Annotated in this window: 18 protein-coding genes; 15 read left to right on the plus strand and 3 right to left on the minus strand. The window is 41.9% G+C overall.

Annotated features, from left to right (window positions below):
* Nucleotides 1–2 precede the first annotated feature (2 nt).
* From mmsB to ACOAOT_RS23330, 5 genes are all read left to right on the plus strand, one after another.
* Nucleotides 3–1,169: a multiple monosaccharide ABC transporter permease gene (gene mmsB / locus ACOAOT_RS23310; protein WP_420219124.1), complete on the plus strand. Its 1,167-nt coding sequence runs from the start codon at nucleotides 3–5 to the stop codon at nucleotides 1,167–1,169.
* Nucleotides 1,170–1,190: 21 nt separating this feature from the next.
* The gene (locus ACOAOT_RS23315) at nucleotides 1,191–2,276 is read left to right on the plus strand and encodes a GntR family transcriptional regulator (protein ID WP_420219125.1); all 1,086 of its coding nucleotides are present in this window, start codon (nucleotides 1,191–1,193) and stop codon (nucleotides 2,274–2,276) included.
* Nucleotides 2,277–2,285: 9 nt separating this feature from the next.
* Nucleotides 2,286–2,561 carry a hypothetical protein gene (locus tag ACOAOT_RS23320; protein ID WP_420219126.1) on the plus strand — a complete coding sequence of 92 codons (276 nt, stop codon included), beginning with the start codon at nucleotides 2,286–2,288 and terminating at the stop codon, nucleotides 2,559–2,561.
* Nucleotides 2,562–2,708: 147 nt separating this feature from the next.
* Nucleotides 2,709–4,070, plus strand: coding sequence for a PhoH family protein (locus ACOAOT_RS23325; RefSeq protein WP_420219127.1), 1,362 nt, complete (start codon nucleotides 2,709–2,711; stop codon nucleotides 4,068–4,070).
* A gap of 172 nt (nucleotides 4,071–4,242) precedes the next feature.
* A complete protein-coding gene (locus ACOAOT_RS23330; RefSeq protein WP_420219128.1) occupies nucleotides 4,243–4,647 on the plus strand; it encodes a BlaI/MecI/CopY family transcriptional regulator in 405 nt (134 codons plus the stop codon).
* 84 nt (nucleotides 4,648–4,731) lie between these two features.
* On the opposite strand, the gene ACOAOT_RS23335 is transcribed toward ACOAOT_RS23330, so the two are convergent.
* From ACOAOT_RS23335 to ACOAOT_RS23345, 3 genes are all read right to left on the minus strand, one after another.
* The gene (locus ACOAOT_RS23335) at nucleotides 4,732–6,138 is read right to left on the minus strand and encodes a sensor histidine kinase (protein ID WP_420219129.1); all 1,407 of its coding nucleotides are present in this window, start codon (nucleotides 6,136–6,138) and stop codon (nucleotides 4,732–4,734) included.
* Between the two features lie 166 nt (nucleotides 6,139–6,304).
* Nucleotides 6,305–7,015, minus strand: a complete 711-nt coding sequence (locus ACOAOT_RS23340; protein WP_420219130.1) for a response regulator — start codon at nucleotides 7,013–7,015, stop codon at nucleotides 6,305–6,307.
* A 22-nt stretch (nucleotides 7,016–7,037) separates the two neighbouring features.
* A complete protein-coding gene (locus ACOAOT_RS23345; RefSeq protein WP_420219131.1) occupies nucleotides 7,038–9,428 on the minus strand; it encodes an endonuclease MutS2 in 2,391 nt (796 codons plus the stop codon).
* A gap of 225 nt (nucleotides 9,429–9,653) precedes the next feature.
* Between ACOAOT_RS23345 and ACOAOT_RS23350 the strand changes: the two genes are divergently transcribed.
* The 10 genes from ACOAOT_RS23350 to ACOAOT_RS23395 all read left to right on the plus strand — a co-directional run bounded on the left by ACOAOT_RS23350 (nucleotide 9,654) and on the right by ACOAOT_RS23395 (nucleotide 22,550).
* A complete protein-coding gene (locus ACOAOT_RS23350; RefSeq protein ID WP_420219132.1) occupies nucleotides 9,654–10,964 on the plus strand; it encodes a S1C family serine protease in 1,311 nt (436 codons plus the stop codon).
* Nucleotides 10,965–11,010: 46 nt separating this feature from the next.
* Nucleotides 11,011–11,961 (plus strand): 3'-5' exoribonuclease YhaM family protein, encoded by a 951-nt coding sequence (locus ACOAOT_RS23355; RefSeq protein WP_420219133.1) that lies wholly within the window; start codon nucleotides 11,011–11,013, stop codon nucleotides 11,959–11,961.
* A 213-nt stretch (nucleotides 11,962–12,174) separates the two neighbouring features.
* Complete coding sequence (locus ACOAOT_RS23360) at nucleotides 12,175–12,888, plus strand: response regulator transcription factor (protein WP_104437703.1); 714 nt, start codon at nucleotides 12,175–12,177, stop codon at nucleotides 12,886–12,888.
* On the plus strand, nucleotides 12,860–15,106 hold the full coding sequence (locus ACOAOT_RS23365; RefSeq protein ID WP_420219134.1) for a sensor histidine kinase: 2,247 nt from the start codon (nucleotides 12,860–12,862) through the stop codon (nucleotides 15,104–15,106). The genes ACOAOT_RS23360 and ACOAOT_RS23365 overlap by 29 nt, the downstream gene beginning before the upstream one ends.
* Before the next feature lie 146 nt (nucleotides 15,107–15,252).
* Nucleotides 15,253–16,413 carry an N-acetylglucosamine-6-phosphate deacetylase gene (gene nagA, locus ACOAOT_RS23370; RefSeq protein ID WP_420219135.1) on the plus strand — a complete coding sequence of 387 codons (1,161 nt, stop codon included), beginning with the start codon at nucleotides 15,253–15,255 and terminating at the stop codon, nucleotides 16,411–16,413.
* A 184-nt stretch (nucleotides 16,414–16,597) separates the two neighbouring features.
* The gene (locus ACOAOT_RS23375) at nucleotides 16,598–17,572 is read left to right on the plus strand and encodes a polysaccharide deacetylase family protein (RefSeq protein ID WP_420219136.1); all 975 of its coding nucleotides are present in this window, start codon (nucleotides 16,598–16,600) and stop codon (nucleotides 17,570–17,572) included.
* A gap of 18 nt (nucleotides 17,573–17,590) precedes the next feature.
* Nucleotides 17,591–18,661, plus strand: coding sequence for a hypothetical protein (locus ACOAOT_RS23380; RefSeq protein ID WP_420219137.1), 1,071 nt, complete (start codon nucleotides 17,591–17,593; stop codon nucleotides 18,659–18,661).
* Entirely contained in the window at nucleotides 18,658–19,833 is a 1,176-nt protein-coding gene (locus tag ACOAOT_RS23385; protein ID WP_420219138.1) for an FkbM family methyltransferase, read from the plus strand. The genes ACOAOT_RS23380 and ACOAOT_RS23385 overlap by 4 nt, the downstream gene beginning before the upstream one ends.
* Nucleotides 19,830–21,002 (plus strand): Gfo/Idh/MocA family protein, encoded by a 1,173-nt coding sequence (locus tag ACOAOT_RS23390; RefSeq protein WP_420219139.1) that lies wholly within the window; start codon nucleotides 19,830–19,832, stop codon nucleotides 21,000–21,002. Before ACOAOT_RS23385 ends, ACOAOT_RS23390 begins: the two co-directional genes overlap by 4 nt.
* A 21-nt stretch (nucleotides 21,003–21,023) precedes the next feature.
* A complete protein-coding gene (locus ACOAOT_RS23395) occupies nucleotides 21,024–22,550 on the plus strand; it encodes a class I adenylate-forming enzyme family protein (protein ID WP_420219140.1) in 1,527 nt (508 codons plus the stop codon).
* Nucleotides 22,551–22,564 lie beyond the last annotated feature (14 nt).

A 22,564-nucleotide genomic window follows, 5' to 3' on the forward strand; every position in this document is an offset into this window, starting at 1 on the left:
AGATGGATAAGAAGAAAACAGTTAATATAAACATGAAGCAGTATGGTATGATTCTGGCTCTTATCGTGGTTTTCTTAATCTTTGCTGCAATGACCGGCGGTAAGAATATGTCACCCGCAAACATTAACAATTTAATCATGCAGAACAGCTATATTGTTATTCTGGCAGTAGGCATGCTTCTTTGTGTTCTCACCGGTAACATTGATCTGGGGGTCGGTTCCATTGTTGCCGTATGCGGAGCAGTTGTAGGAATTATGATTGTAGACTATAAAACCAGCATGTGGGTTGCGATTCTTGCAGCTCTTGCCATTGGTACCCTTTCCGGTATGTTTGTTGGCTTTTTTGTTTCCAAGCTTTCCATACCTCCCTTTATCGTTACACTTGCAACCATGCTTATGGGGCGCGGACTTACCTATACGCTGTTAAAGGCGCAGACCAAAGGTCCTCTTCCGGCAAATTATACATACATAGGCGCAGGCTTTCTTCCAACTGTTAAAATACCCTTCGCCGGGGGAACCCTTGATCTGGTATCCATCGGAGCAGCGTTGATTGCATTTGCCTTTATTATCATATCGGAAATCAGAAGTATAAAAACAAAAAAGAAATACGATTTTCCAGTCAATCCACTGTGGCAGACAATTGTCAAGGTGGGGGTAATCATGATAATTGTGTGGTTTTTCTTCTATAAACTGGCACGTTACAACGGAATTCCCTTTGTTCTCGTCATTATGGGACTTCTGGTTGCTTTGTACCACTTTATTACCAGCAAGACTGTAGCAGGAAGGCAGATCTATGCACTAGGCGGAAATGCAAAAGCAGCCCGTCTGTCCGGTATTAATACAGAAAAAGTTTTCTTCTGGGTTTATACCAACATGGGAATTATGTGTGCAATTGCAGGAATTGTGCTTTCTGCACGAAATGCATCAGCAACACCGAAAGCAGGGGATCAGTTTGAAATGGACGCCATTGCTTCCTGTTATATTGGAGGTGCTGCCACTTCAGGAGGAATTGGAACCATCATAGGAGCGGTAGTCGGAGCATTTATTATGGGAATCTTAAACAACGGAATGTCTCTTTACGGCTGGTCTACGGATATTCAGAAAATCGTAAAAGGAGCTGTATTATTAGGCGCGGTTACGGTTGACTTATTATCCAAAAGAAAAAAATAATCTAAGACAGTAGGAGAGAAGATGCAGTCGCAGGAAGCAAAATATATGGCTGTTGTAAACTGGGTGATGGAGCAGATCCAAAACGGAGTGTTCCAAACTGGGGATAAGCTGCCGTCAGAGAACGAACTAAGCCGTGAATTTGAACTCAGCAGGCAGACTGTCCGTCATGCCATAGATGTATTGGAACAGAAAAACATGCTGACCAGAATTCGGGGAAGCGGAACTTATTTAGGAGTGGGAAACCGGGAAGTGAGAAAAGAACGCTACCAGAACATTGCAGTAATCAGTACCTATGTAGACAGCTATATTTTTCCTCCCGTATTAAAAGGGATTGAAAAGACATTGTCAAAAGCAGGCTATACCATGCAGGTGGCATTTACAGGAAACAGAATCGAAAAAGAAGGAGAAATTCTTGATAAGCTGTTAGACAAAGGGTTTATAGACGGGCTGATTGTGGAACCGGCAAAAAGTGCGCTGCCAAATCCCAATCTGGATTCCTATCTCAGGCTGGCGAAACAGCAGTTGCCTGTCCTGTTTTTTAACAGCAGTTATCCCCAGCTGTCATTTCCCTGTGTAGCACTCCATGATGAACTGGTGACCAAAAAAGCAGTTGAGTACCTGATTCATGCAGGGCACAAAAAGATCGGGGGGATCTTTAAATGTGATGACGGACAGGGGCATCTTCGTTATCTGGGGTTTGTAAAGGCAATGAAACAGGCTGGTATCAGCATAGACAGAAGGGGGATTGTCTGGATTGATTCGGAGAGCCAGAATGATCTGGAAGCCTGGTCGGATTATCTGTTTGACCGGTTAAAAGATTGTACGGCACTGGTCTGTTATAACGATGAGGTGGCTTATCTGCTGTCGGGCATCTGCATGAAAAGGGGGATTATGATTCCCGAAGATCTATCCCTGGTCAGCATTGATAATTCGGAGCTGGCGTCTCTGGGTGAGGTACCCATTACTTCATTTCCCCACCCCATGGAGGCACTGGGAAAAAAAGCAGCGGAAAACATGATACGTATGATTGAAAATCCCTATTTTAACGGAAATTATCTTTTTGATTCAGAGGCAGTGGAACGGAAATCCGTTCGTGTCAGAGTATAGGAGCATAACATGAGTGAGGACAAAAAGAAGCAGGGTGAGTCACCTGCACCAATTACTCTGGGGTTAAGACTGGTAGGAGGCGGATATCTGGTCTGGCTGGCGTTTCAGCTGGTTCCGGAACTTCTTATCTCTTCCGGAATCAGAAATCTGATTCAGCTGGTCTTTATGACCCTGTTTTTTCTAACCGGTTCCATTATGATTATCTGGTCATTAAAAAGACTGCTCTTTAAAGGTCCGGAAAAGTCCGGGTCATGGAATGAGGATGAACAGGAACATATATTATAAAATTTAGGATATCTGGAACCGGATTCCAGAAAATTGAATCTGTTTTTACATTTCTTTTACCATACTGTGATTACAGCAGTTCCTGGCAGAAGGTATAATCAGATTTACAGAAACCAGAGTTTCTGAAATTGCAAAGGAGTCCGGTAAATGATAAAAACCTATGTGGTAGATACCAATGTTCTGATTCAGGCACCTTACGCCATCAATTGCTTCGAAGATAACCGGGTAGTTCTTCCTGTCGCTGTACTGGAAGAACTGGATCATTTAAAAAAGGCCGAGGGCGAAACAGGTGCCAATGCAAGAAAGGCCATCAGGCTTTTGGAACAGCTGCGTCATCAGGGAGATTTACTGACAGGAGTAAAACTGGAGCATGGTGGAACAATCAGGATTGAAAAAAACTTTGTGGATGTTGTGCTTCCCCCAGATCTTCCCGACGACAAAATGGATAACCGCATTCTCAAGGTATGCAGAGGACTTGAGGGAGAGGTCGTACTGGTAACGAAGGACATATTGCTGCGTATTAAAGCGCAGATTATTGGAATCCGTGCGGAGGATTTTACAACCGAGCAGGTATCCGGGCGAGAGGAGCAGTACACAGGAAGAATTGAGGTTTTTGCTCCGGAGGAGAATTTTAAGGATTTTAAGAAAAAGGGAATTTCAACCGAGCGGGTATACATAACTGATGAATCGGGTGCTAAAAGCAGTCCAAAGCTGTTTGAGAATCAGTTTGTAATATTAAAAGCGGATCAGTCAACCAGAAAAACCGTGCTTGGGCGAGTAAACGGAGATAAAATAATCCCTCTTGATTACCAGAAAAGCAGGCCCTATGGGGTTGCGCCCAGGAATGCGGGTCAGTATTTTGCCCAGGAAGCCCTGATGCAGCCTGCTGAAATAGCGCCGTTAGTCATCATTAAAGGTATGGCGGGGACAGCCAAAACCTTTTACTCTCTTGCAGTAGGGCTTGAAAAGCTTTTAAACAATCCAACCGGAGAATACAGACGTATCATAGTCAGCCGTCCCAATGCCCAGTTTGATTCTGACATTGGATTTCTACCGGGAGACGAGCAGGAGAAAATCTCTCCGCTGATGAGACCTGTAATTGACAATCTGGAACAGCTTATTGATTCCAATGAGGAGAAGCGATACGAAAATGAGGATGAACTATCGGGCAAAATCGAAGAAATATTTGCCAGAGGCCTGATTAAAACAGAGGCGCTGACATTTATCCGGGGACGCTCCATCATTCAGACTTATTTAATTATCGATGAAGCCCAGAATATGACACCCAATCAGGTCAAGGGAATTATAACCCGTGCAGGAAAAGGAACAAAGATCATACTGCTTGGGGATCCCAATCAGATTGACCGCCCGTTTCTTGATGAGCGGACCAATGGACTCAGTTATGCGGCTGAACATATGAAAGGAAGTTCTCTGTGCTGGCAGATTACCCTGCAGACAGAGGAATGCGAACGGTCTGTACTGGCAATGGATGCGGTAAAACGATTATAAGATATTGTTGATAAAAAAGGCATGCTGTCTTTCCTGAATCGGGAGGCTGGCGTGCTTTTCTGCTTCATGAAAGAGTTGTATCAATCCCCTGTAATTGTGAATTGACAAACATACTCCGCAGGTTTAAACTAAGATACAGCTTACAAATGCAGACCTAAAAGGAGTTATATATATGAGCACACTTCCAAAAATATCAGAAGCAGAATGGGAAATTATGAAACTTATATGGAAGTCTAACCCCATAACCTCAGAAGAGATTATTAACCTGCTATCTGGCAGAATGATGTGGTCAGCACAGACAATAAAAACCTTTATAACAAGACTCATTAAAAAAGAAGTGATTGGGTTTGAAAAGAAGGGCAGAGTTTATTACTACTATCCTTTGCTCTCGGAAGAAGAGTGCATCAGATCTGAGAATGAAACCTTCTTAAAAAAGGTCTATGACGGGGCTTTAAATATGCTTTTTGCCAAGTTTCTGGAAGAAGAGCTGTCAATGGATCAGATCGAAGAACTGGAACGTATCCTGAAAGATAAAAAAGAAAAGAGAATATCTAACAGCCGGGAAGAGCATAAGTGATTAATTTCTTAAAAAAATAAAAGCAGATAAGTTTAGACATCAAAGCGTCTGTTCTTATCTGCTTTTTATATTACACAGAAACTCCTATAGATTGGTTGATTTAGGAAGGCTGAAAATAAACTCAGATCCAACCCCTTCTGTGCTGACTACATCAATGTTTTCTCCGTGAGACTGAATGATTTCCCGAACAATTGCAAGTCCCAGTCCGGTCCCTTTCTTGTCCTTTCCTCTGGACAGATCAGTTTTGTAAAAACGTTCCCATATCTTTTTAATGCTGTCCTTTGGAATTCCGATTCCTGTATCTTTTACTGAGATAAAGATTTTTTCATACTTGCCGGAAGCCTGTATATATATGGTGGAATCCGTATGGCTGAATTTAATGGCATTATCGATAAGATTATAAAGAACCTGCTGGATCTTGCCAAGGTCTGCGTGGACCATCTGAATGCTGTCAGAGAAAGTCAGATCAAATGTAATGTTTTTTGTATTGCAGGTTCCTTCTAAAGAAGCAGCCGTATCTTTGATCACCCGGTTAATATCAAAATTCGTCCGGTTTAAATATCCTTTACAGTCAAGGGAATTAAGGGTCAGCATGCCCTGTGTCAGCTTATTGAGCCGCTCTGTCTCGGATATCACCCGGTTTAAATACTTTTCATGCATCTGGGGCGGTATGGTGCCGTCTAAGATCGCCTCTAAGTATCCCTTGATGGAAGTGAGGGGGGAACGGAAATCGTGTGACACATTGGCGATAAAGGTCCGCTGGTATTCCTCCATTTTATTGATCTCATCAGACATATAATTTAAAGTAGCTGCCAGATAACCCATTTCATCCCTTGTATTCACATCAATGTGATGAGTCAGATTACCCTGTGCGTATTCGTTGGCGCCGGCTGTAATCTTTTTCAGGGGGATATAAACATTTTTTGTAAAAACCAGCAAGATGATCAGCGAAAAACCGAATACAACCGCTGAGGTAATGTATACGATGTTTAAGATACCGTTTCTCTGGGACTGTAAATAGGATATGGGAAGATGAATTACCACATATCCATGGGTGGTATAGTTCCCTGTTATGGGAGCATGTACGCTTAATACATCGTAAGGAAACTCGTTGTAGTAATTACCGATGGTATAGGATTTATTCCCCATAATGGTAGGGTCGAAGTTCTCTATCATATCTCCATCCTTACCTGGCTGCTGGCTGTCGGATACGATCTTGCCCTGACGGTCAACAATCCAGATACGGGCGTGGAGATAATCTGCTTCATTTACAAGACCAGGATAGGAAGAGGAAAGCTTCATATCCTTTCCGTGATACATACTGCTAAAGGATGAGGCAATCTGGTTGGCTTCGTCATACAGACATTCTGACTGCTGGCCAAGGAGATACTGGTCGGTAATCCTGGAAGAGAAGGATGCAATGGTTACAAAACCCAAAAGGCCAAAGAGCAAGTAACCCATGATAAATTTATAATACAAAGAATGTGTCATGGAATGTTCACCTCTATATTGTGCAGATATATACTTACCTGTGTCTAATGCTTCAAGTATAACTCTTTTTGGTATTCATGTCATTCCCTATTTTTGTTGGTTAAAAGAGTGGCTGACGTAAAATACATAGAGCGTTTTACGTCAGCCACTTATGATATCTTTAAAACTACCGTTTCACTTCGAATTTATACCCAATCCCCCACACCGTGGAGAGTGACCAGCCGGAATGATCCTTTATCTTTTCCCTCAGACGCTTAATATGAACGTCCACGGTTCTGGTGTCGCCGATATACTCATACCCCCAGATATGGTCCAAAAGCTGTTCTCTGGTAAATACCTGGTTAGGAGAGGAGGCAAGGAAATAGAGAAGCTCCAGCTCCTTTGGGGGCATTTCTATGGAATGTCCCATATAAATGACGGAGTAATTGGTTAAGTTCACAATCAGATCCGGATATTCCACAAAGTCGCCCTGCTGGTCCGTATGAGAGGCTGCAGCAGCAGGAGAAGTCTGATAGCGCCGTAAGACTGCCTTAACCCGCGCTACAAGCTCTTTGGAATCAAAGGGTTTAATCATATAATCATCAGCACCAAGCTCCAGTCCCAGGACTTTGTCAAAGACCTCGCCTTTTGCTGACAGCATGATAATGGGTACCTGGGATCCGGTGCGAAGCTCTCTGCAGACCTGATAGCCGTCCATGCCCGGAAGCATTAAATCGAGGAGAACCAGATTTGGTTTGAATTCAGGAAAAACCCGAAGCGCTTCCTCTCCGTCCCCCACGATTTCTGTTTCATAGCATTCCTTTAAAAGATATAGGGAAATGAGTTCTGCAATATTGCTGTCATCGTCCACAATTAAAATCCGCTGTTTTTCTGCCATAATGGATCCCCCGTTCTAATATTTATTTAAATGAGACAATGGTCACTCCGGAATCACCTTCACCGAAGACGCCAAGCCGGAATTCTTTTACATATTTTAATCTCTTCAAATGCTTATGCACTGCATTCTTTAAAGCACCGGTACCACGTCCGTGGACCACACGTACCTGGGGAAGATGGGCAAGATAAGCGTCGTCTAAATATTTGTCCAGCTGAGGGATTGCCTCATCTGTGGTCATGCCGATTAAATTAATTTCAGGTGAAATGGAGAAGGATTTGGACATACGGGTAGAACTGCTTCCGCTTCCTGCCTTTTTTGCCCGGTTTTCTGACGGTGCAGAAACCGAATCATCATAAAGGAGCTCTAAGTCGGATATGTTAACCAGTGACCGCAAAATCCCCATCTGAACATATAAATCTCCTTTGGCATTGGGAAGGGAGTTTACAGTTCCGTTTAAGTTCATGCTTAAAACCTTTACCCCGTCTCCCAGCTTCAGCTTTTTCGGGTCAATTCCCTTTTTCGGATTTTTCTGTTCTCTCTTTAAAGAGAGGGAAGAGTCCACATCCTGTAGCTTATTTCTTAACCGGCTTCGCTCAGCTTCCAGCTCTTTACTCACTCCGGATTCACTAGCCAGCTTATTGATCTGACGTATGGTGGAATCTGCGGTATCCTTGGCATCCCGTAAAATTCTCTGTGCCTCTTCTCTGGCGTCTTTTATCATCTTATCCCGGCGCTCGTCGAGCCGTTCCTCTTTCTGAGTCAGGCGGGCTTTCAGCTGCTCCACTTCCAGCTTATAGGAGGCAATCTGGATTCTCTCTTTCTCAATAGTAACCCTGTTCTCTTCCAGATGTGTCAGCAGGTCTTCAAATGTTTCATCCTTTGCTTCCAGATGGTTTTTAGCCTCATCGATAATATAATCCGGGAGTCCCAGCTTCTTTGAGATGGCAAAGGCATTACTTTTTCCCGGAACGCCGATGAGTATCCGGTAGGTGGGCTGCAGTGTTTCTACATTGAATTCGCAACAGGCATTCTCCACACCTGGCGTAGTAAGTGCAAAGACCTTTAATTCACTGTAATGAGTGGTTGCCATAGTACGGCATTTCATATTGTGAAGGAAAGAAAGGATGGAGATTGCCAGGGCAGCTCCTTCCGTAGGATCTGTACCCGCTCCAAGCTCATCAAATAAGCAGAGAGAGTTGCTGTCTGCCTGATTTAAAATCTGCACAATATTTGTCATATGAGAGGAGAAGGTACTAAGGCTCTGCTCAATACTCTGTTCATCACCGATGTCAGCAAACACTTCATCAAATACGGATAGCTCAGACCCATCAAATGCCGGAATGTGAAGACCGGACTGTCCCATAAGAGTAAAGAGGCCTACTGTTTTTAATGACACCGTCTTACCGCCGGTATTTGGACCAGTAACAATTAATAGGTCAAAGGTTTTTCCTAAATGGATGTTGATGGGAACAACCTTTTTGGGGTCCAGCAGGGGATGACGGCCGTCTTTAATATGAATTTCATGTTTGGTGTTAAAAATTGGCTCACTGGCGTTGTAATGTTTTGCCAGTGCTGCTTTGGAGAAGATAAAATCCAGTCTGGTAAGAGTATGGAAGTTAGTCTCCAGCTCTTCTAAATAAGGTGCCAGCTGGTTGCTTAAATCTGACAGAATCATCTCGATTTCTTTTTGTTCCTGGATCTCCAGAGCTCTTAAATCATTATTCAGCTTTACAATTGCCATAGGCTCAATAAATAAAGTGGAGCCGGTAGAGGACTGGTCATGAACCATTCCGGTTACCTGGGATTTGTGCTCCGCTTTTACCGGGAGACAATATCTTCCATCCCGCATGGTAATGACGGCATCCTGTAAATAAGAACGGTTGGAATTTAAAATGGAGTTCATCTGTGTGTGAATCTTATCATTAATAGAACGCATGGAACGTCTGACATGGTGAAGGCCGGGGCTGGCATCATCACTAACTTCATCCTCAGAAATGATACAGCGCTTGATCTCGTTGTTAACCGGAGTCAATGGCTCCAGAATGCGGAAAAATTCTTCCAGAGAATCCTCGGAAATTTCCTGATCCTCATGGCGGCCGTATGCCTTTGCTTTCGCGGAAGCGGTAAGAAGGGAGCTGATGGATAAAATCTCAATGATTCCAAGAGAACTTCCTACCTCCAGACGTTTTAAGGAAGCCCGGATATCTTTCACACCCCCAAATGAAATTCCGCCTTTTTGACGGACTCTTGTGACTGCATCGGTGGTTTCCCTTAAGGAAGTGGTTATTTCCTCATAATCGGTGGAAGGTACCAGTTTGCGGCACAGTTCTTTTCCTGATTCACAGGATGCATATTCGGTGAGCTGTTCAATTATTTTATAGTATTCTAAAGTTTTCAGTGCTTTTTGATTCATAAGTTTATACCTTAATTATTCTGCTTTCTTTCTGGATATTTAACCGGCGTGAGAACCGGCTCTTGAATAATGGGATCGGTTACAGTATAGCATAGGAGAGACGAAAACTGCAATCCTCAGGTGATTGTTTTTCCTTGTTATTATGGTTGTTTCATATGTTTTTCTTGCATTAAACCGGGAAGAACCTTATAATAGTACTTAGGTCTTCTGAAAAGGAGGGTAAGTATGCCGGAAAATAACGGGCCAGACGATAAAAAGGCGGAGCCACGCCGTTTTATCAATGAAAAGATTGTAAAACAGCCCATGTCAAAAAAGGATATGCTGAAAAGATTTCTGGGTCTTTTAGTGACTGCAGTTATTTTCGGAATGGTTGCGGCGGTTACATTTGTCATATCCAAACCTGTAGCTGAGAGATTACTTGTGGGAGAAACCACCGGTGAGACGACTCCGGTGACCATACCAAAGGATGAGCCTGAGACCGTTGCTTCTGTTGCTGAAACTTCTACAACTGTGGCAGAGACGGAACCAATTGAGGATATACTTAAGTCCGCTATGGAAAAGTATCCATTTTCCGTAGATGATTTAAGCACTCTTTACGGAAGCTTAAAATCTGTGGTTCAAAAGGCGGACAAGGGAATCGTTACGGTTCACTCCGTAAAGACTCAGACGGACTGGTTTAATAACCCGGTTGAAAACTCCGGACTTTTTTCCGGGGTTATCATTTCATTGGCTAATCAGGAGCTTCTCATTTTAACACCGGAAGGTGCAGTTGAGGATGCAGAAGCGATTCGTGTGGCTTTTTCTGACGGGACAGAGGTTCAGGGAAAGATTAAACAGACAGATAAGCTGTCTGGTATGGCGATTGTCAGCGTTTCCACAGCAGAACTTAGCAGAACCCAGCTGGAAGACGTGAAAGCGATTGAACTTGGCAACTCTTATTCGGTTAAGCAGGGAGACATTGTTGTTGCAATCGGCGGACCTGCAGGAATGGTTCATTCAACCGGATATGGTTTTATTTCTTTTATAACCAAGAATGTTCAGATCATTGACGGAATGACCAGAATTCTTTATACCGATGTCAGAGGGAATGCCGGAGTGGGAACGTTTCTTATGAATACGTCCGGTCAGATTATTGGCTGGGTGACGGATCAATATAAAAACGATACCAGTAAAGATATGACCGCAGCCATGGCCATATCCGATTACAAGAGTATTCTGGAAAAGATAAGCAATGGAGCGCAATTCCCCTACTTTGGAATCAAAGGACAGGAGGTAAGCTCAGCCATGAACAGCAGTGGTATACCTCTGGGAGTGTATGTAGTGGAAGTGAATACAGACAGCCCTGCATACAATACAGGAATACAGAGCGGTGATATTATCACTGAGATGGGCGGAGCAACCATTGTTACCATGAAGGATTTTCAGGTGGTTTTGGAAAAATCAAGTCCGGGACAGATCATTCCTGTGACTGTATCCCGCAATGGCCGGGAAGAATATAAAAAGATACAATATCAGGTAACCATCGGAGCCAGGTAACTATCCTGGCTTCCTTGTTGCTGTCAGTGAGATATGGAGGAAGAAAATGAAGTATATCGAATCATTCCGGGAAGGAATGCATGTTTCTGATGTGTATTTGTGCAAAAACAGGCAGATTTCCCTGACAAAGTCAGGAAAGGAGTACGGCAACCTGATACTTCAGGATAAAACCGGCACTGTGGATGCTAAAATTTGGGATTTGGGATCCCCGGGTATCGGAAACTTTGAGACTCTGGATTATGTATACATAGATGCAGATGTTACGGTGTTCCAGAATTCCAATCAGCTGAATATTAAGAGAATCAGAAAAGCGGAAGAAGGAGAATATATCCCAGGGGATTATCTTCCTGTTTCCGGTAAAGATATAAAAGTGATGTTTGAAGAACTGGCAGGCTTTATCCGTTCTGTAAAAAGTCCTTATTACCGGGCTCTTTTAGAAAGCTTTTTCATAGAGGATACTGCATTTGCCAAGGCATTCCAGTTCCATTCTGCTGCGAAGAGCGTACATCATGGCTTTGTAGGCGGTCTGCTGGAACATACCCTGAGTGTAGTGAAGCTTTGCGATTATTATGCAGGATATTATCCTTTGATTAACCGGGATCTTTTGCTCACTGCTGCTATGTTTCATGACATTGGCAAGACAAAAGAGCTTTCCACATTTCCGGAGAATGATTACACCGATGACGGGCAGCTTCTTGGACATATTATTATCGGAACTGAGATGATAGGAGAGAGAATCCGTACCATTCCCGGTTTCCCGGAGAAGTCCGCTACCGAATTAAAGCATTGTATTCTGGCCCATCATGGAGAACTGGAATACGGTTCCCCGAAAAAACCGGCTCTGATTGAGGCACTGGCTCTTAATTTTGCAGATAACACAGATGCAAAGATGGAGACTATGATTGAAGTGCTGAGAGCGGCTGGAGATAATAACGGCTGGTTGGGCTTTAACAGGCTGATGGATACAAATATCAGAAAGACTACAAACGAAATTTAAATGATAAGGTGCTTAAGGAGGCTGTTTTCCTTAGCACCTTTTTTGAATAATGACGGGTACAGTGAATTTTAGAATTTCTTTCGTTTTCTGTGACAATCATTTTAAGATTGGTATTTTATCCTTAGAATATAGAGGAATATTCAGAGTGAGGTATAATAAATGCATGGAACGCTGGGAGAAATCAGCGGATTATGATAGATAAGGAGAGATCACATGGACGCAAACCACATCTTATTAGTTGAAGATGACAAAGAAATCAGGCAGGGAGTGGAAATATACTTAAGAAGTCAGGGATACGAAGTGTTTCAGGCGGCAGACGGAGTAGAGGGATTAAAGATTCTGGAGCAGGAGGAAATACATCTGGCTATTGTAGACGTCATGATGCCTCGTATGGATGGAATTACCATGACTGTGAAGCTGCGGGAAAAACATGATTTTCCAGTGATTATTCTATCCGCCAAATCAGAAGAGGTGGATAAAATTATGGGTCTCAACATTGGTGCAGATGACTATGTTGCAAAACCATTTACCCCCATGGAGCTTCTTGCCAGAGTAAATTCCCAGCTAAGACGGTACAGGAAGTATATGGATATGCTGGAAGCAAAAGAACAAAAAGAGAAAAGCAATGTCTATTCCATAGGAGGGCTGGAATTAAATGAAGACACGGTGGAGGTTACCGTAGATGAAAAGCTGGTAAAGCTGACTCCCATTGAATTTAAAATTCTTGCACTTCTTATGAAAAATCCTGGAAGGGTATTTTCAGCGGAAGAAATTTATGAAAGAGTATGGAATGAACGGGCAATTAATACCGATACCATTATGGTGCACATAAGGAAAATCCGGGAAAAGATTGAATTAAATCCGAAGGAACCGAAATATTTAAAGGTGGTGTGGGGAGTTGGATATAAAATTGAAAAACAGGCATAGCATCAGCGGATTACTGGCAGCGATGGTTATTCTTGCTGCAGCATTTGCAATGGTGGAACTTTATCCTTATTTTGAAAATGAGTCTTCCAGAAATGGGGCTCCAATCTACGAAGAAAGTACTTTTTTAAAACATCTTGTAAACGGCAATTATGTTTTGGCATTGGAAGATGCACAGAAAGAGCAGAATAAAATTCTTTCTCCCTTTCAGTATTTTTTGCCAGAGGCTGAGGCAGAACTAAAAGCGGCAAGCAGTGATGGAAGCGAAAAAAGCACAGCCACTGAATTATCTGGAACTACTTCATCAGAAATGCAGATAACAAAAGATGAGGGAGACGGTGAAGACGAAAGAACAGAATATTTAAGGGGACTTCGCAAAAACAGCATCCGGGAATTTGAAAACTGGAACCGGAATTTCGGAAATATCCGCAACTCCATTGATTATCAGATGATAGATGAAAACGGCAAAGTGATCCTGGATCATGCAGAAGGGCGGTTTATACCCAATAACAGTTATTATGTATTTCAGGCAGTTTTACATTATGATGAACTTGGGCGCATGGATATCAGCTGTGTGAGAGGGGAAAATACAGCTTACTTACTCAATACACTTCAGGATTTTGGAGATAAAGATCCTATGGAAAGTTATTATGATGACTATTTCCAGGAGGGTAATATAAAACTGTCCAATCCACGGAATATGTCATTTGCCTATGGTATGTCAGAGCAGCAGATCTCATCATTTAAAGATACCAGTGGGAATATCTGGACTGCTTATGAAAACTCGGGGAGTGTTACCCGCATCTTCATCGGACTGGTATGCGCCGTGGCCGCCCTTGCGTTTCTGTTTTCCTGTATGGATGTGAATCTGGCTGATGGTAATGCTATTTTAAGAACCCCATTGGAACTGGTGATTGGAATCGTAGCCGGTTCGGTTGCCTTTGGAGCGGGACTTACAAGCCTGGTTGCAGTGACAAACCGGGGTGATTTGTACAGTGCGCTGTTACGTGCCAATTTTATTCCTAAAGCTGCAGATATCATGGTTAAGCTATGGAATCTTCTCTGGTGGGCAGTACCTTTTGCTGTGATTTACTGGGCAGTCCTGTGTATGAGAGATGTGTTTCGCATTGGCATCACCCGTTATTATAAGGAGAGAACCTTATGCGGGTTATTCTGTGGCTGGGTAGTAAACTGCCTGAAAAAATTGTACCGATATTTGGGAAACATTAATTTACAGGAAAAATCAGACCGTACAATCTTTAAAATTGCAGCTGTAAATTTTATTGTACTTACTATTCTTTGCAGTCTTTGGTTTTTGGGTATCGGTGCTTTGTTCCTTTACTCCATCATTTTGTTTTTTGTAATGAGAAAATATTATCTTGATTTAAGCAGAAAATACAATGTGTTGCTGAAAGCTACCAATCAGATAGCGGAAGGAAATTTAGAGGTTGTAATTGAAGAAGATTTAGGTGTGTTCGAACCATTTAAAAAAGAAATACAAAAGATTCAGAGCGGTCTTAAGGGAGTCGTTGATGAAGAAGTCAAAAGCCAGAAGTTAAAGACTGATTTAATCAGCAATATGTCTCATGATTTAAAGACACCCCTTACTGCCATAATAACCTATGTAAATCTATTAAAGGATGATCATGCAACTCCGGAACAACGAAAAGCCTATATCGATATTCTGGAACAGAAATCCATGCGGTTAAAAGCGTTGATTGAAGATTTATTTGAGATCAGCAAGGCCAACAGCAACAATGTAACACTGGATCTGGAGGATGTTGATATTGTCAGTCTGTTAAAAGAGGTTAGTTTTGAACTTAGCGATAAGATCGAGGAATCCACCATTGATTTTCGCTGGAATCTGCCTGATGAAAAAATTATTCTTTCTCTGGACAGTCAGAAGACTTACCGGATTTTTGATAACCTGCTGACCAACATTATCAAATATGCCATGCCAGGAACCCGGGCTTACATCGATATGAGAAAAGAAAATGACTGGGTTGAAATTATATTAAAAAACATATCAGCTGCAGAGCTGACCTTTAATCCTGAGGAGATAACCGAACGTTTTGCCAGAGGAGATCAGGCACGCAATACAGAAGGGTCCGGTCTTGGTATGGCAATAGCCAAAAGCTTTGTGGAGCTGCAGAACGGAAAACTCACCGTTGAAACAGAAGCCGATTTATTCCGTGTGACCATACGCTGGCCAATTATGTAAGAATATATTTTTTATTATATATAAAAAAATAAAAAAAATTTTCAAAACTTCTTGAAAACCGGAAAACAACTGTATATACTGAAAGAAAGGTCAGGTTTGGCCTGTCACATCAGTATAGTGATTCGGAAAGAAAAAGGGGTACGAATATGATAATACAGAGCAGACGCGTGTGGATCGCAGGACAGTTTATTCCGGCACAGCTTGAGCTGTCGGAAGGAAAAATTTCAGCAGTAAACGGGTATGGAACCCAGCCAGCCGATTGTGATTATGGAAATGATCGGATCGTACCGGGGTTTATCGATATTCATACTCATGGAGCATATGGCTATGATACCAATGACGGTGAGCCTCAGGGTCTGAGGGATTGGATTAAAAGAATTCCCGAAGAGGGGGTTACTGCACTTTTACCCACAACAGTGACTCAGATGCCAGGAGTTTTGGAAAAAGCAGTTTCCAATATCGCCAATGTTGTTAATGATGGTTATGAGGGTGCCGAGATCCTGGGAATTCATTTTGAGGGCCCTTATCTGGATATGAAGTACAAAGGAGCACAGCCTCCGGAAGCCATAGCAAAGCCCTCAGTGGAACAGTTTGAAAGTTATCAAAAGGCAGCAAAAGGAAAGATTAAATATATTACTCTTGCTCCTGAACGGGATGAAAACTTTGCTCTTACAAAATATTGTAAAAAGCTTGGGGTAGTGGTAAGTATGGGGCATTCGGCTGCTACGTATGACCAGGCTCTCATGGGAATTGCCAACGGTGCCACCTCCATGACCCATGTCTATAACGGCATGACCCCTTACCATCACCGGGATCCGGGGCTGGTAGGGACAGCGCTCAGAGTACGGGATATTTACGGTGAAATCATCTGTGATGGCTGTCACAGCCACCTGGCAGCGTTAAATAACTATTATACGGCAAAAGGCAGGGACTATGCCATCATGATCAGCGATTCCCTGAGGGCTAAAAACTGTCCTGCAGGTGGCCAGTACCAGCTGGGCGGCCATGATATCGAGGTCAGGGAAAATGGTCTTGCTTACTTAAAAGGAACAGAAACCATTGCAGGAAGTACCTTGAAGATGAACAAGGGCTTAAAACTTCTGGTTGAGGAAGCTTTGGTGCCTTTTGATTCTGCTCTCAATTCCTGTACCATAAACCCTGCAAAGTGCCTGGGAGTGGATGACAGGAAAGGGCGTCTGAATGCCGGATACGATGCGGATCTTGTGGTTCTCAGTGATTCCTATGAAGTGGTGCAGACCTATTGCAGAGGAGTGGGAATGGTTGATGTAACAGCCGGCCATAATTAATAGGCAAGCAAAGGGTATTATTACAAAAGCAGCATTGATAGCATTGGAGGTATTGCATAAGTAGATAAGTCTACTAAGCAATACCTCCATTTTTGTATTCAGCGGTTGTGCTTATATGCAGGAGTGGAACGAAGCATCGGACATTTTGCATAGGATGATAGAAATGAGATATAAAAGATAAAGAATGGACAATAAAGTTTACGTAATCATGTATCACTATGTAAGGGATTTGGAACACAGCCGTTATCCCCGGATAAAAGGACTTGATATAGCTTGCTTCAGAAAACAAATAGAATATTTAAACCAAAACTTTACGGTTATTACCATGGAGGAATTAAACTGTGCCTGCAATAACCAGTATGAGTTGCCCAAACAAGCAGTTTTACTCACGTTCGACGATGGTTATCTGGATCATTATACTTCCGTATTTCCAATATTAAAGGCAGAAAATTTACAGGGCTCTTTTTTTATTTCAGGGAAAACACTAAAAGAGCATGTTTTATTGGATGTAAATAAAATTCATTATATACTGGCCACCACACAGATAGACGTTCTATTGCCGTCAGTTCTAAAACGCATGGATTATTACCGGGGGTCAGAATACGAATATCCCGATAATAATACGCTTTTTCATGAGTATGCATCTGGCAATCGATTTGACAGCAAAGAAACAATTTTTGTAAAACGAATGCTTCAGACTGTATTGCCGGAAAAAGTAAGAAGTAAGATATGCGATGACTTGTTTAAAAAGTATGTAGGAATATCAGAGGATAAATTAGCTGGTGAACTGTACCTGACTTCCGATCAGATCAGGCTTATGAAACAGGAAGGCATGTATATTGGACTGCATGGATATAACCATTACTGGCTGGGACGCTTGTCAGAGGAAGAAATGCAGAAAGATATCAGGCAGGCATTGGATGTCATGTCGGAATATATAGACGCTGAAAATTGGGTAATGAATTATCCTTATGGCAGTTATAATGAGGCGCTTTTGCAATACATCTCTTCCACGGGGTGTAAACTGGGACTTACCACTCAGGTAAAGGTGGCAGATTTATCAGAGTGCAGCAACCTTACAATTCCCCGCCTTGACACCAATGATTTTCCGCCTATTAGTGAAAAATTCAAATGCCGTCTGGACAAGGAACGGACATGAAGCAGGAGGTGAAACACTATGAATCAGTTTGATACACGGTATGAGATCCGGCTTGCCAATAGCTCTGATATAGATCTGATTATGGATTTCATTGATAAGTATTGGAAAAAAGGCCATATCATGTCCCAAGACAGAGACCTGTTTCGATATGAGTATCAGGATGGAAATCAGATTAATTTTATTGTAGCAATTGATAAGAACACCCGATTACTGGAAGGTATCTTTGGTTTTATCAAATGTTCTGATACGAAAGATGTTAAGAAAATGGATATCTGGGGCAGCATGTGGAAAGTGCGTGAATCGGGTGAAAATATGCCTCTTTTAGGCATAGAGCTGGCAAAGCGGGTTTTTGACATCACCGGATGTCGAACCCAGATTGGTAACGGGGCTAACCCCAACACCACAATCCCGTTAAGAAGACTGTATTTTCATGACAGAACCGTCCGCATGAGACAATATTATAAGTTAAATCCTGAAACTGAAGAATTTAAAATTGCAATTGTTAAAAAGAAGCCGGATATCTTGCAGGAAAATAATTTTGATACAAAAATTATGCTTTTAAGTTCCATAAACGAAGTAAAAGAAAATTTTAATATCGAGAGCGTCAATTCTATTCCATACAAAGACAGCTGGTATGTAAACAAACGATATTTCTGTCATCCCTACTATCACTATTCTGTTTATGGATTAAAAAACGGGAGCGGCAAAGTAGGGGCACTTATGATGGTCCGGTTAATTGAATGTAACGGAGCAAGAATCTTTCGTATCGTGGATTATATAGGAGATCAACGTTTGTTTTCCGGGCTGAGTAATACATTTGATGGGATTATGAAAGAAATGAATTTAGAGTATATAGATTTTTACAACTATGGATTTGAGGAGCGATATCTATGGGACGCCGGTTTCATTTACAGGTCTGATGATGATCCCAATATCATACCTAACTATTTTGAACCATTTTTACGTGAGAACGTTGATATATGGGCCCATTACAAACTGGATGGAACCCTGTTTTATAAAGCAGACGGAGATCAGGATCGGCCAAATAAGATGATGGAGAAAAATCAAGGGGGCCAGGGGGAGCTATGACAGGTAAAAACGAATTTGAGGAAAAACTTCTAAATAAGGACTTATATAAGACAAATGCAGGAAGGTATGCGGAAAAAATCAGTAACAAAGATACCATCATCATCTGGGGGTCAGGGAGCGCTTCTGATGCACTTTATCAATTCTTAAAAGAGTTCCACTGCTTAACCCGATTAAAAAATTATGCTGATAATAAAAAGGAACTCTGGGGAACGCAAAAGAATGGATATACCATATTATCACCCTTAGAAGTGGCTGAAATGGCAAAAGAGGAACCAGCTTATATTATAATTGCCAGTATGCGTTTTCCTGAAATAAGAAAGCAGCTGATCTCACTGGGGATAGAAGACTCAATGATTGATACAGCAGGCTTTACAGTTGCCAATGATTATTATACTTACAAAGATGAAACTGCTTACCAGATCGTAAAATTTCACTTTGATGAATTCAGGCAGGTATATAACAGCCTGGCAGATAAACATTCCAAAGAAGTCTATTTAAACATATTGAACTCCAAGATTTCTTTGGATAATAAATATCTGGAATTTATATCCTCCCCCTCAGAAGAGCAGTATTTTGACCAGGAACTATTAAAATTAAAACCAGATGAAATTTTTTGTGATTGCGGAAGCTACAATGGAGATACCATGGAAGCTTTTTTTCAGTTAACCGGAGGAAACTGCAGAAAATATATTGCAATAGAAGCGGATAAAGATATCTATTTGGAACTAAACCAGAAAGTTGCAGATAGAAGCTATAAAAACGTGACAGCCCATAATATTGCATGCTGGAATAAAAAGACAGTTTTAAAATTTCAATCGGCAAAGAGCGCAGGGCACATCGATGATAAGGGAGAAATTGAAGTTTTGGCAGACACACTGGATCATATTTTAAAAGATCAGCCTGTGACCATGATAAAAATGGATATTGAAGGCGCAGAGCCAGCGGCATTGAACGGTGCCAGAGCTGTGATCCGCAAGTATAAACCTGTGTTATGTATTTGTATTTACCATAACCTGAAAGACTATTACAAAATCCCACTAAAAATGAAAGAATTAAATCCAGATTATCATTTATTTGTTCGAAACTATACTGATATGGTTGCTGTGGAGACTGTGTGCTACGCAGTTCCAACAGACCGGATTAATCTGAAACTTGAGGGGGGAGTTGAATGAATCAGGTTGTAATAGGTATGGTTGGTGCTGGCAGGGCAACAGAACTGCATATGCACGCATATAACCGGGTGAGCAGGGTACCACTTCGCTTTAAGACCATTGCTGCCAGGCGACCGGAGCAGTTATTGCCTGCAAAAGAGCTTTATGGGTTTGAAATTGCAACCTTCGATTTTAACGATTTACTCATCGACCCGGAGATTCAGGTAATCGATATCTGCACACCGCCTTACGTCCATGAAGACATGATTATAAAAGCAGTAAAAGCAGGAAAGCATGTCATTTGCGAAAAACCACTTTTCGGTTACTTTGGAACAGGTACTGATCCGGAACCAATTGGAAAAAACATACCCAAAGCGGTTATGTACGAGAAGCTATTGAGTTCTCTGGAAAATATGAAACAAATCATTGAAGAATCCGGCTGCAAATTCATGTATGCAGAAAACTTTATCTACGCACCCGCTGTAACAAAAGCGGAAGAGATTATTTCGTCAAAAAAGAGCCGTATCCTTTATATGAAAGGAGAGGAGAGCCTGAAAGGTTCAAGCTCTCCCGTAGCAGGATCCTGGTCAAAGACTGGAGGAGGAACCTTTATCCGCACCGGAACCCATCCCCTTTCTGCACTCCTTTGGTTAAAACAGCAGGAAGCAAGGGCACGGGGTATTAATATCCGGGTGGAAAGTGTTCTTGCGGACATGGGCACTGTTACCACCACGCTTTCCGATTATGACCACCGTCATATCAAGGCCCGGCCAAATGATGTTGAGGATAATGGAACGGTTTTACTCACCTTTTCAGACCAGTCCAAGGCACTGGTCATAGCAACCGATACCTGCCTTGGAGGAAGCAAAAATTATATTGAATTATATTGTAATGATGCAGCAATTACCTGCACTCTCACCATGAATGATATGATGTCCACTTACTTTTTAGATGAAGATAATTTAAATGGAATTCAACTCTCTGAAATGCTCCCGGCAAAGACTGGCTGGAACAACCCCTTTATAGCAGATGAAATCATAAGGGGGTATACCGGAGAAATCCAGGATTTTATGGAAGCAGTCTTTTTTGACAGAGCTCCCAAGTCGGACTTTCAGCTTGCATATGATACAATCCGTGTAGTTTATGCAGCATATATGTCTGCTGAAGCAGGGAGACGTGTGTATCTTTGAGTATGGGGAAAGGAGTGAAACATGAGTAAATTATGCGATTTGTTTTTTGACATGGCCTTTGAATATCCACAGAAAATGGCAATCTGGTGTGATAACAAAACGATTACCTATGAGAAATTGGCAGCATTGGTATGCAGGTATTCCAATTTTTTAATAAAAGCCGGAGTCATTTACAACGATCACATAGGGTTTCCTATGAATAACAGTATCGAATCAGCGGCTTTGATTCTTGCAGCAGCCAATCTTGGAGTAGCGCTGGTACCTATTAATCCAACCCTGCCGCCAGAAGCAATAAAGTCTTTGTTCGCAGCAGCAGATGTGAAACATTTAATTGCAAGAAAAAATTTCATGGAACAAACAGAAGAGGGAATTGACTTAAATCTAAAAGGAGCACAGATCTGTCTGGATGGCTCATGGAAAAACACCTTGTCATTTGACTCCATATCAAGGATGTCAGATAAAAGACCAGTGGAGAAACAGGTGACGGGAGAGGAAACTCTGATTATAACCATGACCTCTGGCTCCACCGGTGAGCCAAAACCCATTGATTTAACACAGAATAATAAATTAGAAAGAGCAATGGCACACATCAGGTTATACAATCTGACAAAAGAGGACCGCATACTGGCTGCAACACCACTCTATCATTCTCTGGCAGAACGGTTGGTTTTAATGCCCCTTCTTATTGGCGCAACAAGCATCTTATTGCCCAGGTTCACTCCTGCTTTATGGTTAAATTGTGTAAAAGATCAGAAAGTTACATTCACCATTGCAGTATCAGCCCAGCTGGGTCAGATTGCAGAGCTGCTGGCCAGTCCCTTTGTACCTGAGATTGATTCCCTCAGATGTGTGGTATCTTCTTCCTCTCTTTTAGAAAACCATATTAAAAATGAATTAATCGATAAACTGAATTGTGAGTTTCATGAAATGTATGGCACCTCAGAGACTTCAACCGTTACCAGCATTAATTTCAGAGAAACAATGGGGAAAAAACATTCCGTTGGCAGACCGCTGCCGGAAGCGAAGGTAAAAATTATAAAAGAGGATCACAGTATTGCAAACCCAGGAGAAATCGGAGAAATTACCTGCAAAACAACATTAATGTGTAATGGTTATTATAATCAGCCGAAAATCTTTCAGGATGCACTGCAGGACAGTTATTTTAAAACCGGTGATCTGGGATATCTGGATGAAGCGGGATATTTATATTTTGCAGGACGAAAGAAAGAATTGATTATTACTGGAGGCATTAATGTATATCCCCAGGATATTGAGGAATGCATGAAAAAGCTTCCGGAAGTAAAGGAATGTGCGGCTTTTGCTTATCCGGATAACAGACTTGGAGAGGTAGTGGCACTGGCAATTGTGCCAAAACCGGATACCCGGTTGAGCAAACGGAAAATTCAGATTCATTGTGCAAAAAATCTGGCAGATTATCAACAGCCCCACATGATTGTTTTTCTGGATCAATTACCTAAGAACTCTTTGGGAAAACTGGAAAAGTACAATCTGCCGGAATATGTAACGAAACATGGCGTGTTCAAATAAAATAAAAATAGGGG

This window comes from Lacrimispora struthionigena (assembly GCF_048627165.1).
Classification (GTDB): domain Bacteria; phylum Bacillota; class Clostridia; order Lachnospirales; family Lachnospiraceae; genus Lacrimispora.

Coding starts and splice junctions, on each gene's coding strand:
- nagA (WP_420219135.1), top strand. CDS start 15,253: ATGATAATACAGAGCAGACGCGTGTGGATCGCAGGACAGTTTATTCCG.
- ACOAOT_RS23345 (WP_420219131.1), bottom strand. CDS start 9,428: ATGAATCAAAAAGCACTGAAAACTTTAGAATACTATAAAATAATTGAA.
- ACOAOT_RS23385 (WP_420219138.1), top strand. CDS start 18,658: ATGACAGGTAAAAACGAATTTGAGGAAAAACTTCTAAATAAGGACTTA.
- ACOAOT_RS23315 (WP_420219125.1), top strand. CDS start 1,191: ATGCAGTCGCAGGAAGCAAAATATATGGCTGTTGTAAACTGGGTGATG.
- ACOAOT_RS23375 (WP_420219136.1), top strand. CDS start 16,598: ATGGACAATAAAGTTTACGTAATCATGTATCACTATGTAAGGGATTTG.
- ACOAOT_RS23325 (WP_420219127.1), top strand. CDS start 2,709: ATGATAAAAACCTATGTGGTAGATACCAATGTTCTGATTCAGGCACCT.
- ACOAOT_RS23390 (WP_420219139.1), top strand. CDS start 19,830: ATGAATCAGGTTGTAATAGGTATGGTTGGTGCTGGCAGGGCAACAGAA.
- ACOAOT_RS23355 (WP_420219133.1), top strand. CDS start 11,011: ATGAAGTATATCGAATCATTCCGGGAAGGAATGCATGTTTCTGATGTG.
- ACOAOT_RS23340 (WP_420219130.1), bottom strand. CDS start 7,015: ATGGCAGAAAAACAGCGGATTTTAATTGTGGACGATGACAGCAATATT.
- ACOAOT_RS23330 (WP_420219128.1), top strand. CDS start 4,243: ATGAGCACACTTCCAAAAATATCAGAAGCAGAATGGGAAATTATGAAA.
- ACOAOT_RS23395 (WP_420219140.1), top strand. CDS start 21,024: ATGAGTAAATTATGCGATTTGTTTTTTGACATGGCCTTTGAATATCCA.
- mmsB (WP_420219124.1), top strand. CDS start 3: ATGGATAAGAAGAAAACAGTTAATATAAACATGAAGCAGTATGGTATG.
- ACOAOT_RS23380 (WP_420219137.1), top strand. CDS start 17,591: ATGAATCAGTTTGATACACGGTATGAGATCCGGCTTGCCAATAGCTCT.
- ACOAOT_RS23350 (WP_420219132.1), top strand. CDS start 9,654: ATGCCGGAAAATAACGGGCCAGACGATAAAAAGGCGGAGCCACGCCGT.
- ACOAOT_RS23360 (WP_104437703.1), top strand. CDS start 12,175: ATGGACGCAAACCACATCTTATTAGTTGAAGATGACAAAGAAATCAGG.
- ACOAOT_RS23335 (WP_420219129.1), bottom strand. CDS start 6,138: ATGACACATTCTTTGTATTATAAATTTATCATGGGTTACTTGCTCTTT.
- ACOAOT_RS23320 (WP_420219126.1), top strand. CDS start 2,286: ATGAGTGAGGACAAAAAGAAGCAGGGTGAGTCACCTGCACCAATTACT.